The 14,886-nt window shown below is 72.8% G+C and carries 15 protein-coding genes; 4 read left to right on the forward strand and 11 right to left on the reverse strand.

Going from position 1 to position 14,886, the window contains the following annotated elements:
• Positions 1-51: 51 nt before the first annotated feature.
• Positions 52-1,296 carry a DUF4032 domain-containing protein gene (locus IF651_RS08500; protein WP_191828726.1) on the forward strand — a complete coding sequence of 415 codons (1,245 nt, stop codon included), beginning with the start codon at positions 52-54 and terminating at the stop codon, positions 1,294-1,296.
• Between the two features lie 60 nt (positions 1,297-1,356).
• On the opposite strand, the gene rlmB is transcribed toward IF651_RS08500, so the two are convergent.
• The 3 genes from rlmB to IF651_RS08515 all read right to left on the reverse strand — a co-directional run bounded on the left by rlmB (position 1,357) and on the right by IF651_RS08515 (position 5,197).
• Positions 1,357-2,349 (reverse strand): 23S rRNA (guanosine(2251)-2'-O)-methyltransferase RlmB, encoded by a 993-nt coding sequence (gene rlmB / locus IF651_RS08505; protein ID WP_191828668.1) that lies wholly within the window; start codon positions 2,347-2,349, stop codon positions 1,357-1,359.
• Between the two features lie 102 nt (positions 2,350-2,451).
• Positions 2,452-3,879 carry a cysteine--tRNA ligase gene (gene cysS, locus IF651_RS08510; protein WP_191828669.1) on the reverse strand — a complete coding sequence of 476 codons (1,428 nt, stop codon included), beginning with the start codon at positions 3,877-3,879 and terminating at the stop codon, positions 2,452-2,454.
• A gap of 73 nt (positions 3,880-3,952) precedes the next feature.
• Positions 3,953-5,197: an alanine racemase gene (locus IF651_RS08515; protein WP_191828670.1), complete on the reverse strand. Its 1,245-nt coding sequence runs from the start codon at positions 5,195-5,197 to the stop codon at positions 3,953-3,955.
• 70 nt (positions 5,198-5,267) lie between these two features.
• Here IF651_RS08515 and IF651_RS08520 point away from each other — a divergent pair, with 70 nt between their 5' ends.
• A complete protein-coding gene (locus IF651_RS08520) occupies positions 5,268-6,665 on the forward strand; it encodes a D-arabinono-1,4-lactone oxidase (protein WP_338403851.1) in 1,398 nt (465 codons plus the stop codon).
• Positions 6,666-6,671: 6 nt separating this feature from the next.
• Here the strand turns inward: IF651_RS08520 and IF651_RS08525 are convergent, their stop codons facing one another.
• Entirely contained in the window at positions 6,672-7,316 is a 645-nt protein-coding gene (locus IF651_RS08525; RefSeq protein WP_191828672.1) for a TetR/AcrR family transcriptional regulator, read from the reverse strand.
• Between the two features lie 120 nt (positions 7,317-7,436).
• Between IF651_RS08525 and IF651_RS08530 the strand changes: the two genes are divergently transcribed.
• The gene (locus tag IF651_RS08530) at positions 7,437-8,060 is read left to right on the forward strand and encodes an LpqN/LpqT family lipoprotein (RefSeq protein ID WP_191828673.1); all 624 of its coding nucleotides are present in this window, start codon (positions 7,437-7,439) and stop codon (positions 8,058-8,060) included.
• Here the strand turns inward: IF651_RS08530 and ispF are convergent.
• The 3 genes from ispF to IF651_RS08545 form a co-directional block, all read right to left on the reverse strand.
• Positions 8,050-8,553, reverse strand: a complete 504-nt coding sequence (ispF, locus tag IF651_RS08535) for a 2-C-methyl-D-erythritol 2,4-cyclodiphosphate synthase (RefSeq protein ID WP_191828674.1) — start codon at positions 8,551-8,553, stop codon at positions 8,050-8,052. The two genes, IF651_RS08530 and ispF, sit on opposite strands and share 11 nt — an antisense overlap.
• Complete coding sequence (gene ispD / locus IF651_RS08540; RefSeq protein WP_191828675.1) at positions 8,550-9,299, reverse strand: 2-C-methyl-D-erythritol 4-phosphate cytidylyltransferase; 750 nt, start codon at positions 9,297-9,299, stop codon at positions 8,550-8,552. The genes ispF and ispD overlap by 4 nt, the downstream gene beginning before the upstream one ends.
• 116 nt (positions 9,300-9,415) lie before the next feature.
• Complete coding sequence (locus tag IF651_RS08545) at positions 9,416-9,898, reverse strand: CarD family transcriptional regulator (protein ID WP_191828676.1); 483 nt, start codon at positions 9,896-9,898, stop codon at positions 9,416-9,418.
• A 354-nt stretch (positions 9,899-10,252) separates the two neighbouring features.
• Here IF651_RS08545 and IF651_RS08550 point away from each other — a divergent pair, with 354 nt between their 5' ends.
• Positions 10,253-10,744, forward strand: a complete 492-nt coding sequence (locus IF651_RS08550) for a hypothetical protein (RefSeq protein ID WP_191828677.1) — start codon at positions 10,253-10,255, stop codon at positions 10,742-10,744.
• Between the two features lie 33 nt (positions 10,745-10,777).
• On the opposite strand, the gene pstB is transcribed toward IF651_RS08550, so the two are convergent.
• From pstB to pstS, 4 genes are all read right to left on the reverse strand, one after another.
• Entirely contained in the window at positions 10,778-11,557 is a 780-nt protein-coding gene (gene pstB / locus IF651_RS08555; protein WP_191828678.1) for a phosphate ABC transporter ATP-binding protein PstB, read from the reverse strand.
• A 17-nt stretch (positions 11,558-11,574) separates the two neighbouring features.
• Positions 11,575-12,555 carry a phosphate ABC transporter permease PstA gene (gene pstA, locus IF651_RS08560; protein ID WP_191828679.1) on the reverse strand — a complete coding sequence of 327 codons (981 nt, stop codon included), beginning with the start codon at positions 12,553-12,555 and terminating at the stop codon, positions 11,575-11,577.
• Positions 12,555-13,589, reverse strand: coding sequence for a phosphate ABC transporter permease subunit PstC (pstC, locus tag IF651_RS08565; RefSeq protein ID WP_191828680.1), 1,035 nt, complete (start codon positions 13,587-13,589; stop codon positions 12,555-12,557). The genes pstA and pstC overlap by 1 nt, the downstream gene beginning before the upstream one ends.
• Positions 13,590-13,688: 99 nt before the next feature.
• On the reverse strand, positions 13,689-14,822 hold the full coding sequence (gene pstS, locus IF651_RS08570) for a phosphate ABC transporter substrate-binding protein PstS (protein WP_338403852.1): 1,134 nt from the start codon (positions 14,820-14,822) through the stop codon (positions 13,689-13,691).
• Between the last annotated feature and the right edge of the window lie 64 nt (positions 14,823-14,886).

The raw sequence follows: 14,886 nt of genomic DNA on the forward strand, positions 1-14,886 counted from the left end.
CACCGGCGTCGACAACCGCATCGCCCGACCGTGGACAATGGTCCCGTGACGGTGCACAACCTGCAGATCACGGCGTCGGCCCCCGACCCGGCTCTCCTCGACCTCCCGTGGGACATCCCGCTCGTCGACTGGCCCGAGGAGACCCTCGCCGCGCTCCCCCGCGGCATCTCCCGGCACATCGTGCGGTTCGTCCGCCTCTCCGGGCGCGTGATCGCGATCAAGGAGATCGGGGAGTCGGTCGCCTACCGCGAGTACGAGCTGCTGCGTCAGCTCCGCCGTCTGGAGGTGCCGAGCGTCGTCCCCGTGGGTGTGATCACGGGCCGCAAGGCACCGGACGGCGAGCCGCTGGAGGCGGTGCTCGTCACGGAGCACCTGCAGTTCTCCCTGCCCTACCGCGCGCTGTACAGCCAGGCGCTCCGGCCGGACACGGCGGCGCGGCTGATCGACGCCCTCGCGGTCCTGCTCGTGCGCCTGCACCTGGTCGGCTTCTACTGGGGTGACGTGTCGCTGTCGAACACGCTGTTCCGGCGCGACGCGGAGACCTTCGCCGCCTACCTGGTGGACGCGGAGACGGGCGACCTGCACCGCCAGCTCTCCCCCGGCCAGCGCGCCTACGACGTCGATCTCGCCCGGACCAACATCATCGGCGAGCTCATGGACCTGGCCGCCGGGGAGCTGCTCGACGAGGACGTGGACGAGGTCTCGATCGGAGACGCCCTCGTCGCCCGGTACGAGGAGCTCTGGGAGACCTTGACCGAGTCGGAGTCGTTCGAGTCCAACGAGCGGTGGCGCGTCGCCGCCCGCATCGAGCGGCTGAACGAGCTGGGGTTCGACGTCGGCGAGCTCGCGATCACCACGGACATCGACGGGACCTCGGTACAGATCCAGCCCAAGGTCGTCGACGCGGGACACCACTCGCGTCGTCTGCTCCGGCTCACGGGGCTGGACGTGCAGGAGAACCAGGCACGCCGCCTGCTCAACGACCTGGACTCGTTCCGCGCCGCGACGGACCGGCAGAACGACGACGAGGAGTTCGTGGCGCACGACTGGCTGCGCGGGGTCTTCGAAGCCACGATCCGGGCGGTCCCGCGCGACCTGCGTCGCAAGCTCGAGCCGGCCCAGCTCTTCCACGAGATCCTCGACCACCGGTGGTTCGTCTCGGAGCGTGCCGGCCGTGACGTCCCGATGGCCGAGGCGACGCGCTCGTACGTCGACGACGTCCTGCGCCACCGCCCGGACGAGAAGTCGGTCCTGGGCCTGGCCCCGGGCGAGAAGGACCCCGAGCTCGACGCCTGATCCACGACCTGTCGGCCCGGCATGCCCCCCTGGGCTCGCCAGGTGCTGACAGGTCGCGGGTCAGGGCTGTGCCGAGCGGAGGCGGGCCACCTCGTAGAGGGAGATTCCCGTGGCGACCGCCGCGTTCAGCGACTCCGTCTCCGAGCTGATCGGCACGGACGCGACGACGTCGCACGTCTCACGGACGAGACGCGACAGCCCCTTGCCCTCCGCCCCGGCGACGAGCACGAGCGGCTCCGTCGCGAGCGCGAGGTCGCCGATCGCCGTCGAACCCCCGGCGTCGAGCCCGACGACGAAGCAGCCGGCCTTCTTCAGCTCGCCCAGGGCACGCACGAGGTTCGTCGCACGCGCCACGGGCACGCGTGCCGCGGCACCGGCCGAGACCTTCCACGCGGACGCCGTGACGCCTGCGGACCGCCGCTCGGGGACGAGCACACCGTGCGCCCCGAACGCGCCCGCCGAGCGCAGCACGGCGCCGAGGTTGCGGGGGTCGGTGACCCCGTCGAGCGCGACGATCAGCGGCGGCCGGCCGGTCGCCTCGGCAGCGTCCAGGAGGTCGTCCGCGTCGGCGTAGTCGTACGGCGGGACCTTGATCGCGACGCCCTGGTGGACGGAGCCGTCGGTCAGGCGGTCGAGCTCCGACTTGCCCGCCTCGAGGAGGTCGTAGCCTCGCCCGGACACGATCTCGAGGATCTCGGTGATGCGGACGTCCGAGTCGATCCGCGGGGAGATGTAGACGGCCTCCACGGGAAGACGCGCGCGCAGCGCCTCCAGGACGGCGTTGCGCCCGGCGACGACCTCCTCCGCGGCCCCCCGGCCCTTCGGCCCTCGGGCACCGCCGCCGCGCGAGTCGTCCCGCCGGGTCGCGGTCGCGGCCCGCTTCTCGGCGGCGACCTTGCGCTGGTGCGCCGGGTGGTAGGTACGGTCCTCAGCCTTCGGCGTCGGCCCGCGCCCCTCGAGCGCCTTGCGACGCTGTCCGCCGGATCCGACGGTCGCGCCCTTCTTGTTCGCGGCGTTGCGCGTCGCGCCGCGCCGTTGTGAGTTGCCAGCCATGAGGTACCCGTCGTGTCGTGGTGTTCGTGAAGTTCGTGGCGTCGTCGGTCGATGGACGACGCCGGTCGCCCGACCGGGCGGTGCCCGTCAGGCCAGTGTGGTTCAGGCCAACGTCCACCGCGCGCCGTCGGCGGAGTCCTCGACGACGACGCCGGCCGCGGTCAACCGGTCCCGGATCGCGTCGGCGGTGGCGAAGTCGCGGTCGGCGCGCGCCCGGGCCCGCGCGGCGATCTCCGCCCCGACGAGGGCGTCGAGCGCCCCGCCGTAGCGCGAGTCGTCGGACCGGGCCCACTGCGGGTCGCCCGGGTCCAGGCCCAGCACGTCGAGCATGGCCCGCAGCGCCACCAGGTGGTGACGCGCGACCGCGTCCGCTGCGGCGCTGCGGTCTGCGAGCGCGGAGTTCCCGGCCCGCAGGTGCTCGTGCACGACCGCGAGCGCGGCCGGGACGTTGAGATCGTCGTCCATCGCCGCGGTGAAGGCGGCCGGGAGCTCGACGTCCTGGACGTCCCCGACGTCTCCCCCGCGTTCGGTGGCGCGCTCGACGAAGCCCGCGAGCCGCTCCCACGTGGTCGCGGCCTCGGTGATCGTGTCCGGGGTCCACTCGAGCATCGAGCGGTACTGCACGGACGCGAGCGCGTACCGCACGACGGCGGGGTTCGTCGTCGCGAGCACCTCGCGCACGAGCAGCCCGTTGCCGAGCGACTTGCTCATCTTGGTGCCGCTCTGCGTCACCCACGCGCTGTGCAGCCAGTAGCGGGCGAACCCGTAGCCGGCGGCGTGGGACTGCGCCTGCTCGTTCTCGTGGTGCGGGAACCGCAGGTCGAGACCGCCGCCGTGGATGTCGAAGGTGTCGCCGAGGTAGCGACGCGCCATCGCCGAGCACTCGAGGTGCCAACCCGGGCGTCCCCGGCCGAACGGCGTGGCCCACGACGCGGTCTCGGGCTCGCCCGGTTTCGGTGCCTTCCACAGCGCGAAGTCGCGGGGGTCGCGCTTGACCGTCGTCGCAGGGTCGGCGGGCGCGTCGTCGGGCACCGGGGCGAGATCCTCGAGCCGCTGGTTGGTCAGCGCCCCGTAGTCGGCCCAGGAACGCACGTCGAACCACACGTCACCGGGGCCGCTCGCGTACGCGTGGCCCCGGTCGACCAGGCGCTCGACGAGATCGACCATGTCCGTGACGTGACCGGTCGCGCGCGGCTCGTACGTGGGGGGCAGGACGCCGAGCGCGTCGTACGCGGCGGTGAAGGCGCGCTCGTACGTGGCGGCCCAGGCCCACCACGGCTCGCCGGCGGCCGCGGACTTGGCGAGGATCTTGTCGTCGATGTCCGTGACGTTGCGGATGAACGTCACGCGTTCGCCCGAGCGCCGCAGCCAGCGCGCCAGCACGTCGAACGCGACGGCGGAGCGCATGTGGCCCACGTGGGGCGCCGACTGGACGGTCGCGCCGCACAGGTACAGCCCGACCTCGCCCGGGGTGCGCGGCACGAAGTCGCGTACGTCCCGCGTGGCGGTGTCGAACAGGCGAAGGGTCACGCCCGCCAGGGTACCGGGGCGAGGCCTCGTGGTCCGAACGGGCGGTGCGGCGATCGTCGGGTGCCGGCTGCGGTCAGCCGAACGTACGACCCTCGCCGCGGTACGTGGGCACGACGTCGACCACCCGGTCCCCGCGGACGAGGTGCACCGAGTCGAACCGTTCCATGAGCTCACCGGCCTTCGCGTGCCGGAACCACACCCGGTCCCCGACCTCGAGATCCCGCGCCCCGCGGCCGGTGCGGCGCAAGGGGGTCTGCACCTCGCCGGCCCCCTCGCGCGCGGTCAGCGCCCAGCCCGGAAGGACGACCTGCGGCAGCCGCGTCCGCGACGCCTTCCCCGACGCCACGTACCCACCCCCGAACGCGGCCGCCCACCCGGGCGCGGGGACACGCACGACGTCGAGCCCGAAGAAGGCGGCGGGCCGTGGCCGAAAAGCGCGGTAGCCGTCGAACAGCGTGGGCACGAAGAGCCCGGAGCCCGCAGTCACCTCGGTGACCACGGGGTCGGCCGACGACGTCTCGAGCGACCCCGTCCCCCCGGAGTTGACGAGCTCGAGGTCGGCGCCCACGACGTCGCGCACGGCCGCGACCACCTCGCCCCGCCGCGTGGCCAGCTCGGCCGTCGAGGCGCGCTTGACGAGACGCACGGCAAGGCTGGAGTCGGGCAGCCCGGCGATCTGCGCCTCGTAGAACATCACTCCCCGCAGGTGCAGACCGGGCGCGGTCGCGACGCGAGCGGCCAGCGTCGCGGCGTCGTGGGGAGTGCGCACCGGCGAGCGCCGCGTGCCCAGGTGAGCGGTGAGCGGACCGACACCGACCCGGAGCGACGCGTCGACGTCCAGGCACACCCGCACCGGCGGAGCCGCATCCCCGTCACCGGCGCCGGCGAGCGCGTGGCGCACCAGGTCGAGGTGCTCGGCGCAGTCCACCATCAGCGTGATCCCGCGCCGGGCGTCGATGTCCCGCGCGAGCAGGGACAGGGCGTGCCGGTCGACCGTCGGGTAGGCCACGAGCACGTCGCCGACGCCCTGCTCCACGAGCCACAACGCCTCCCGGAGCGAGTACGCCATGACCCCGCGCAGCCCGTGGCCGAGAGCGCGCGCGGCGAGCGCCCGCACCCGCACCGACTTCGAGGCGAGCCGGACGGGGACGCCACCGGCCCGGGCGAGGAGCTCGGCGGCGTTCGCGTCGAAGCGGTCGAGGTCGACGACGGCGAGCGGCCCGTCGAGGTCACGCGTAGCCCGGGTGAGCTGCTCCACGAGCGGTGACAGCGACTCGGGTCCGGATCGTGACCCGTCGGTGCCAGCACCTGCATCCATGGGAGAAACGTACGCCACCACTGACCTCGGACCTCACCGCCGACCTGCGTCTGCGCCTACAGTGCGTGCTGTGACTCGTGCGGCGAACGGTGACGGTGTCCCGGGCTGGACCAACTGGGCCGGGACGGCCTCGGCGACACCACGTCGTCGGGCCGTACCGCGGGACGAGGCCGACCTGGCGGCCCACGTCGCACGCGCGGCGGCGGACGGCCTGCACGTGCGCGCGGTCGGCGCCGGGCACTCGTTCACCCCCGCGGCCGTGACGGACGGTCTCCTCCTCGACCTGGACCGGGTCAGCCTCGTCGAGGCCGTCTCCCGGTCGGGCGACGCCATCCACGTCACGGTCGGGGCCGGCATCCGGCTGCACCGGCTCAACGCCGCCCTCGCCGCGGCCGGCCTGGCGATGGCCAACCTCGGGGACATCGACCGGCAGTCGATCGCGGGCGCGATCTCGACCGGCACGCACGGCACCGGAGCCCGGCTCGGCGGCCTCGCGACCCAGGTGCGCGGCGTGCGGGTCGTCGGCGCGGACGGGACGGTGCGCGCGGTGTCGGCGGACCGGGAGCCCGGGCTGTTCGCGGCGAGCAGGCTGGGTCTCGGCGCCACCGGCGTGCTGTCCGCCGTGACGCTCGAGGTGGTCCCGGCGTTCCTGCTGCGTGCCCAGGAGGAACCCTGGCCGCTCGATCGCGTGCTCGACGGGCTGGCTGCCGCGGACGACGACCCGGACGGCCTCGTGGGCGGCAACGACCACGTCGAGTTCTACTGGTTCCCCCACACCCGTCGCGCCCTGACGAAGCGCAACAACCGGCTCGCGCCCGACGAGGAGGACGCGGCGCTCGAGCGCCTGCGCACGTCCGGCCCGGGGCCGGTCGCCCGGGCACGGACCTGGCTCGACGAGGAGCTGCTGTCCAACGGCGCGTTCGGGCTCGTCAACCGGGTCGCGACCGCGGTCCCCCGCGTCACCCCGCGCCTCAACGCGGTCTCGGCCAGGGCGCTCGCGCCACGCACCTACGTCGCGCCGTCGCACGAGGTGTTCGTCACCTCGCGGCGCGTGCGGTTCCGCGAGATGGAGTACGCCGTGCCGCGCGAGAGCCTCGTCGACGTGCTCACCGCCATCGACGCCTGGCTCGAGCGCTCGGGCGAGCACGTCCCGTTCCCCGTCGAGGTGAGGTTCGCGGCGCCCGACGACGTGTGGCTGTCCACGGCCTACCGACGCCCCACCGCCTACGTCGCGGTGCACCAGTACGCGCGCCTGTCCCACGAGCGGTACTTCGAGGCGGTCGAGCGCATCGTCGCCGAGGTGGACGGGCGCCCCCACTGGGGCAAGCTGCACGGGCTCGACGCCGCCCGGCTCGCCGAGCTCTACCCGCGCCTGGGCGACTTCACCGCGGTGCGCGACGCGGCCGACCCGCAGGGCGTGTTCGCCAACGCCTACACCGACAGGGTGCTCGGCCCGGCCGGATCCTGACGGCGGTCACTCCAGCGGGACGCGCGCCGGGCCTCCCTCGCGCACGGGCGAGCCGTCGGCACGCACCATGACGGAGAGCACGTACTCCGCGAGGGCGTGGAAGCTGCGGATCGCGGTCGCGTCGTCCTGCTCGACGAGCCAGGCGATCTCGATGCCGTCGATGTACCCGGCGACGATGCGCGACAGGAACTCGATGTCGGTCGTGTACGTGACCTCGCCCCGCCGGGCGACCTCCTCGAGGAAGCCCCGCGTCATCGTCCACGTCTGCTCGAGGTGCGTGTGCGCGACGGATCGCAGCGCCCGGCTGCGCACCCCGGCCGTCGCGAACTCGAACGTGAGCAGACGCATGTGCCGACGGGGCGTGAGACCGGTCCACAGCCCGTGCGCCGCGGCGTGCGCGAGCTCGACCACGTCGCCCTCGGTGTCCAGGGCGGCCCGGACCGGCTCCGAGGCGACGAGCGCGAGGCTGTTGCCCATGGCCTGGAGGAGCTCGTCCTTGTCCTCGAAGCAGTAGTGCACCACGCCGAGCGAGACGCCGGCCTCGGCCGCGACACCACGGATGGTCACCGCCTCCACCCCCTCGCGGACGGCGACGGTCATCGCAGCGTCGACGAGCTGAGCCCGGCGATCCTCGACGGACATTCGGTTCATGTGCAGTACGTCCCGTGTGTGGTCTGGGGCAGTCAAGCACGGCCGCGAGACTCCTCCGATCGTACCGGCGCGGGATGCACCCGGCACATCCGGCGAGGTGGAGGGGGCAGAATCGGAGCCGTGCCCCTCGTCCGCGTCGCCCGCAGGCCCACCCGCTCGACCGTCACCCGCACGGCCCTCGCCCTGGCCGTCGTCACCGGTGTCGGTGCCGCCTGCGCAGGCTGTGGCAGCACGGGTACGGACGAACCGCCCGACGGCGCGTCGACCGCGACGAGCGCGGCGTCGCCGGTGCAGGTGCCGGGGGTCCCCGTGACGGTGACCCTCCCGCCCGGCTGGGACGACCAGGCGCGCGAGGGCGCGTTCGTCCTCGTGGCGCCCGCCCCGCAGGACCCCGGTGCCGTCCGCACGAACGTCGTGGTGACGGGCGAGCAGACCACCGAGGCCGTCGAGGAGGCTGCGGCGGAGTCGGCGAGCTATGCCGAGAGCCTCCCCGGCTGGACGCTCGACGACGCGGGGCCCCAGGAGGTGACGGTCGCCGAGGTGCCGGCGCTCGGAGTGGTCGGGACCTATGAGGCGGACGGGGTGCGCGTGGCGCAGGAGGTGTACGTCCTCGAGGCGGGCACGGGCGGCGACCGCCAGGTCGTGCGGCTGACCGTGACGACCGGAGCGGGCGACGAGACGGCCGCCGCGCAGGTCCGCGAGGTCCTCGACGGGGTCGAGATCTCGGCGGCGGTCACCGGCTGACGGGTACGACGAGCGCGGTCGCGATCGCGGCCACCCCGTCCCCCCGACCGGTGAGTCCCAGGGCGTCGGTCGTCGTCGCCGTGAGGGTGACGGTCGCACCCGCCGCGTCGCCCAGGACCGTCTCGGCCTCCGCCCGGCGCGTTCCCACCCGGGGCCGGTTCCCGACCACCTGGACGGCGACGTTCCCGATCTCGAACCCCGCTCCCCGCACGCGCCGTGCGGCCTCGGCCAGGAGCACGGCACCGCTCGCGCCGGACCAGCGGGGCTCGCTCGTCCCGAAGTTCGACCCCAGGTCCCCCAGACCGGTCGCGGAGAACAGCGCGTCGGCCGCGGCGTGCGCGACGACGTCGCCGTCGGAGTGCCCGGCGAGCCCACGCTCCCCGGGCCAGTGCAGACCTGCGAGCCACAAGGGTCGCTCGACGTCGTCCGCGGCGTAGGCGTGCACGTCCACGCCGATCCCGGTCCGTGGGAGCGGCGTCGCAGGGTCGGTCATGCTGTCTCCTCCAGGGTCAGTGCGGCGACGCGCAGGTCGTGGCCGGTCGTGATCTTTGCCGCCGCCGACGACCCCGCGACCACGTGGACCGTCTCGCCGAGCGCCTCGACGAGGCCCGCGTCGTCGGTCGCGGCCGAGGACTCGTCCGCGCCGCCCGCCGCCGCAGCCGCGTGCGCGCGCTCCAGCAGGTCGCGATCGAACCCCTGTGGCGTCTGCACCGCCCGCAGGGACGCCCGGTCGACGGTCTCGGCCACCTCGTCGATCCCGCCGCCCGGTGCGGGGACGACGCGCTTGACCGTGTCCGTGACCACCAGACCGGGGACGACGGCGCGGTAGCCGGCCCGTACGGCCTGCTCGACCCGCCGGACCAGGTCGGTCGGGGCCAACGGCCGCGCCGCGTCGTGGACCAGCACGACGTCGATCTCCCCCGCCGCGGGCGGGACGAGACCGCGGTCGTCGAGACCTGCTCGCAGACCCGCCGCGACCGACGCCTGGCGAGTGGGCCCGCCGTCGACGACGTGCACGGGGAGGTCGATGCCCGGGGCCGCCCGCACGAGGCGGGCGACCTCGTCGACATGCCCCGGGGGCGCCGTCACCACGAGGGCGTCGACCACGCCGGAGGCGCACAACCGCTGCGCCGCGTGGACCAGGAGGGGCACCCCGCCGAGCTCCACGAGGGCCTTGGGCACGGCGTGCCCGAGGCGTGCGCCGGAACCGGCGGCGGTCAGGACGGCGAGCGTGGACACCCGCACACGGTAGCGGCTCGCTCACGGCCCCGGGCACGCCACAGGGGCGCTGCCCTATCGGCAACGCCCCTGTGGACCGGGCTGTGGATCGAGATCGTGCTGGTTCGCGCTCTCGCTCAGGAGGCGAGGACCTCGTCGAGGATGGCCTCGGCGCGCTCCTCCTCGGTGTGCTCGGCGAGTGCGAGCTCGGAGACGAGGATCTGCCGCGCCTTCGCGAGCATGCGCTTCTCCCCGGCAGACAGTCCGCGGTCGGCGTCGCGGCGGGAGAGGTCACGCACGACCTCGGCCACCTTGATCACGTCGCCCGAGGCGAGCTTCTCGAGGTTCGCCTTGTACCGGCGCGACCAGTTGGTCGGCTCCTCCGTGTACGGTGCCCGGAGCACCTCGAAGACACGGTCGAGGCCTTCCTGTCCGACGACATCTCGCACGCCGACGAGGTCGACGTTCTCGGCGGGGACTTCGATGGTCAGGTCGCCCTGGGCGACCTTGAGCTTGAGGTAGGTCTTGTCCTCTCCACGGATGGTGCGCGTCTTGATCTCCTCGATCAGAGCGGCGCCGTGGTGCGGGTAGACAACGGTCTCGCCTACTGTGAACGTCATCTGCAGATGTCCCCTTTCGCGGAGGTCCACCTTATCACGCGGAAGCCGTGCGAATTCGCGGATCCTCGCCGTCCGAGGCCGCCGGACGCGGCGTCTCCCGCGGTCTTCGCGCAGGTCAGCCCCGGGCGGACGCTCCTGCACGACGGCTCGTGCGACGTCCTGCGCACCTCGTCGACCCGTTCCCGAGAGGTTCCCGAGACATGCCGGACGGGACGCCTGATCCCAGGAGCCCTTCACGCCTTCCGCACAACTGTCCGCTCCCGCCGGGGACCGCACCGCCGTCCGCCCGAACACGGCGCGACCGACTAGGCTGGGCCCCGCAACCCCGCCCCACCGACGCACCCAGGAGCGCACGTGACCCGCACCTCGACCAGCCGAGCAGCCCGGACCTCACGGTTCTGGGCCGTCCCCGTCGTCGTCGCGAGCGTCGCCGCCGTCGCCGCGTGCTCTCCCGTGCTGACGACCAAGGAGTACTCCCCCTCCGACGGCGTCCGCGTCGACCTGACCGCCGACGTCCGCGGGCTCAACCTCATGCTCGTCTCCGAGGGCGACGGTGCGGCCGGGACGCTGATCGGTGCGTTCGCCAACGACAGCACGCAGGACGTGACGGTCGGCGTCGCGCCCCTGGGCGGTGCCGCGCTCGAGGTACCGGTGGCCGGTGGCGAGACCGTGTACCTCGGCACCGAGGAGGGTTTCGAGGCCGTGCTCGGGACGGTCGACGCGACCCCCGGTGGCGTGCTTCCCGTCACGGTGACCTCCAGCACGGGCGAGACCGCGGACGTCGAGCTCCCGGTCCTGGACGGCACGCTCCCGGAGTACGAAGACTTCCTGCCGACCGCGGGATGAGCTAGGCCGGCAGGGCCGGTCGCGGCGTCGTGATCACCCGAAGCGGCCCGAGATGTAGTCCTCGGTCGCCTGCTGCGACGGCGACGAGAACATGGTCGCGGTGTCGTCCATCTCGACGAGCCGGCCGGGCTTGCCCGTGCCCGCGATGTTGAAGAACGCCGTCCGGTCGCTCACGCGCGCTGCCTGCTGCATGTTGTGCGTGACGATCACGATCGTGTACTCGTCCTTGAGCTCCGCGACGAGGTCCTCGATCGCGAGCGTCGAGATGGGGTCGAGCGCCGAGCAGGGCTCGTCCATGAGGAGCACCTGCGGCTTGACGGCGATCGCCCGCGCGATGCACAGCCGCTGCTGCTGACCGCCGGAGAGGCCGGAGCCGGGGCGGTCGAGCCGGTCCTTGACCTCGTTCCACAGGTTCGCCCCGTGCAGCGAGGACTCCACCAGCTCGTCGGCGGCCGACTTGGAGATGCGCTTGTTGTTGAGCTTGACGCCCGCGAGCACGTTCTCCCTGATCGACATCGTCGGGAACGGGTTCGGCCGCTGGAAGACCATCCCGACCTGCCGACGCACCGCGACCGGGTCGACGTCGGCCCCGTACAGGTCGACGCCCTCCATCTCCACGGTCCCGTCCACGCGAGCGCCCGGTATCACCTCGTGCATCCGGTTGAGGGTGCGCAGGAAGGTCGACTTGCCGCACCCGGACGGCCCGATGAAGGCGGTCACGGACTTGGGCTCGATCAACATGCTCACGCCCTGCACGGCGAGGAAGTCGCTGTAGTAGATGTCGAGGTCCTTGACATCGATGCGCTGTGCCATCGGATCGTTCCTGTTCTCTAGCGGAGGGTCTTGGGCGCGAACCAACGGGTCACGAGGCGCCCGACGAGGTTGAGCAGCATGACGATGAGGATCAGCGCCAGCGCGGCGGCCCAGGCCCGGTCGTAGTTGATGGAGGGGATGCACACGGCGTCGAGCGCGTCGTTGCACGGGACGAGGCCCTGGCTGTACTGCCGGTACACGTACACCGGCAGGGTCATCATCCGGCCCTCGAAGAGGTTGAAGTTGATCGAGTCGACGACGCCGACGGTGATGAGCAGCGGCGCGGTCTCGCCGATCACACGGGCGACGGAGAGCATGACCCCCGTCGTGATCCCGGCGACGGACGTGCGCAGGACGACCTTGATCACGGTGAGCCACTTCGGCACGCCGAGGGCGTACGCGGCCTCGCGCAGCTCGTTGGGCACGAGCCGCAGCATCTCCTCGCACGAGCGCACGACCACCGGGATCATGAGGACCGACAGGGCCACCGAGCCGACGACTCCCATCCGCACGCCCGGCCCGAAGAAGACCGCGAACAGCGCGTAGGCGAACAGGCCGGCGACGATCGAGGGGATGCCCGTCATGACGTCGACGAAGAAGGTCACCCAGCGGGCGAGCGCCCCGCGCCCGTACTCCACGAGGTAGATCGCGGTGAGCAGACCGATCGGCACCGAGATGGCCGCGGCGCCCAACGTGATGAGCAGCGTGCCGATGATCGCGTGGTAGATCCCACCCGCGTCCATCCCGCCGAACACGCCGCGCATGGAGTGCGTGAGGAAGTAGCCGTCGAACTGGTGCATGCCGTTCGCCACGACGGTCCACGCGACGGAGGCGAGCGGGACCATCGCGAGGACGAACGCGCCCCACATCAGTGCGGTCATCGTCTTGTCGGTCCGCCGGCGACGGGCGTCGGCGCCCCGGAGCAGCGCGCGCACCGCTGCGGTGCGCTCCGGGTCGGGGGCCCGGCCGGGCCCGGCCTGCGTGGTCACGGTGGTCATCAGTTGGCTCCCGAGAAGTCCTTGCGGCGCGCGACGATCGCACGAGCCGCCATGTTCACGAGCAGGGTGATGACGAACAGCGCGAGGCCGGTCGCGATGAGCGTGCTGACGCCCATCGGGTTGGCCTCGGGAAAGTTCGCCGCGATGTTCGCGGCGATGGTCTGCTGCTGCCCCGCCTGCAGGATCTTGAAGCTGTACAGGAGCCCGGGCGAGAGGATCATCAGGACGGCCATCGTCTCGCCCAGCGCACGTCCGAGGCCGAGCATCGCGGCGGAGATCACGCCCGAGCGGCCGAAGGGCAGCACCGCCGTGCGGATCATCTCCCAGCGGGTCGCCCCGAGCGCGAGCGCGGCCTCCTCGTGCAGGCCCGGGGTCTGGAGGAACACCTCGCGGCTCACGGCCGTGATGATCGGCAGGATCATCACGGCGAGCACGAGCCCGACCGTCAGGAGGACGCGCCCCGTCGGGGAGGCCGGTCCGGCGAAGAGCGGGAACCAGCCGAACGTGTCCGCCAGCCAGCCCCACACCGGGATCACCACGGGGGGCAGCACGAGCGAGCCCCACAGGCCGTAGACCACGCTGGGGATGGCTGCGAGCAGGTCGACGACGTAGCCGAGACCGGACGCGAGACGGCGCGGCGCGTAGTGCGAGATGAAGAGCGCGATCCCGATCGCGACGGGCGTCGCGAGCAGCAGTGCGAGCGCTGCGGCCAGGAGGGTGCCGAAGATCAGCGGCCCGACGAAGGAGAGGATCGACGCGTCCTCGGGGAACCACGAGATGGTCTCCCCGAGCTCGGCGCCGCCGGCGGTGAGCGCCGGCCAGGCCCGGATGACGAGGAACAGGGCGACCGCGGCCAGCACGGCGAGGATCAGCGCCCCGGCGCCGGTCGCGGTCCAGCGGAACGCGCGGTTGGCACCGCGGTCGCCGACTCCTGCGCGGCGGCGCGCGCCCGTCCCGCGCGATGGGCGCGGCTCGTCCGCGACCGGGCCACCAGGCGGCGTCGGGTCCGGTGCGGTGGAAGCTGTGCTGGTCACTCCTGCTCCTGAGGGATAGCGGTTCGTCCTGCGTGAACGGGGCGGTGGGACCGGTGCTCCCGGCCCCACCGCCCCCACGGTGTCGCTGCGCTCAGCCGGTCAGCCGGCCGCGCCGACCGTGATCGCCTCGATCGCGGCGTGCACGTCCGTGCGCAGGTCCTCGGAGATCGGGGCGCTGCCCGCGGCCGACGCGGACGCCTGCTGGCCCTCGTCGCTCGAGATGTAGGTCAGGAAGGCCTTGACCAGCTCGCCGGTCGCCTCGTCCTCGTAGTTCGAGCAGGCGATGGCGTACGACACGAGCACGAGCGGGTAGGCACCCGACTCGACGGTCTTGCGGTCCAGCTCGACCGCGATGTCGTGCTCGCCACGGCCCTCGACCCGTGGCGACGCGTCCACGACCTCGGCCGCGGCCTCGGGCGAGTAGGCCACCCACTCCTCACCGACCTTGATGCTCGCGGTGCCCAGCTCGCCGGCCTTCGAGGCGTCGGCGTAGCCGATCGTGCCCTCGCCCGCCTGGACGGTCTGCACGACGCCGGAGGTGCCCTGCGCGGACTCACCGCCCTGGGTCGGCCAGTCGCCGCTCGCCTCGTGCCCCCACGCGTCGCCCGCCGTGGCGGCGAGGTAGTCCGTGAAGTTCTCGGTCGTACCGGACTCGTCCGAGCGGTGCACCGGCGTGATCGCCGTGCTCGGCAGGTCGGCGTCGGGGTTGTCGGCCGCGATCTCGTCCGCGTCCCACGTGGTGATGTCGCCGTTGAAGATGCCCGCGAGCGTCTCGGGAGCCAGGTTGACCTCGGGCAGGTCGGGCAGGTTGTAGATGATCGCGATCGGGCTCACGTAGACGGGCAGGTCGATCGCGCCGTCAGGGCCGCAGACCTCCTGCGACTTCGTGAGCTCCTCGTCGTCGAGCGCGGCGTCCGAGCCCGCCCAGCCCGTGCCTCCCGCGAGGAACTGGGTCCGGCCACCGCCGGAACCGACCGGGTCGTAGTTGACGGTGACGTCAGGGTTGGTGCTCTGGAACCCGGCGCGCCAAGCCTCCATCGCAGACTCCTGCGAGCTCGCGCCGGCGCCGCTGAGCTCACCGCTCAGGTCGGTCGCGGCGTCGGTCGAGCTCTCGGTGCCCGAGTCACCGCCGGCGTCGCCGACCGGATCGTCGGACCCGCACGCGGCGAGAGTCAGGGCGAGCGCACCGATGACGACGGTGGATCCAGCACGTGAGAATCGGCTGAGCTTCACTCTTCGTTCCATCCTGTTCAAGCGTCGAGTCGCACCAGCGAGCGCCGGTGACAACTCCGACGCT

It is taken from the genome of Cellulosimicrobium arenosum (assembly GCF_014837295.1).
Classification (GTDB): Bacteria; Actinomycetota; Actinomycetes; order Actinomycetales; family Cellulomonadaceae; genus Cellulosimicrobium; species Cellulosimicrobium arenosum.

Excerpts from the sequence above, each read along its gene's own strand:
- ispF (WP_191828674.1), bottom strand. The coding sequence starts at position 8,553 with ATGACCGACCCTGCGACGCCGCTCCCACGGACCGGGATCGGCGTGGAC.
- IF651_RS08515 (WP_191828670.1), bottom strand. The coding sequence starts at position 5,197 with ATGGATGCAGGTGCTGGCACCGACGGGTCACGATCCGGACCCGAGTCG.
- rlmB (WP_191828668.1), bottom strand. The coding sequence starts at position 2,349 with ATGGCTGGCAACTCACAACGGCGCGGCGCGACGCGCAACGCCGCGAAC.
- pstB (WP_191828678.1), bottom strand. The coding sequence starts at position 11,557 with ATGGCACAGCGCATCGATGTCAAGGACCTCGACATCTACTACAGCGAC.
- IF651_RS08545 (WP_191828676.1), bottom strand. The coding sequence starts at position 9,898 with ATGACGTTCACAGTAGGCGAGACCGTTGTCTACCCGCACCACGGCGCC.
- pstA (WP_191828679.1), bottom strand. The coding sequence starts at position 12,555 with ATGACCACCGTGACCACGCAGGCCGGGCCCGGCCGGGCCCCCGACCCG.
- IF651_RS08525 (WP_191828672.1), bottom strand. The coding sequence starts at position 7,316 with ATGAACCGAATGTCCGTCGAGGATCGCCGGGCTCAGCTCGTCGACGCT.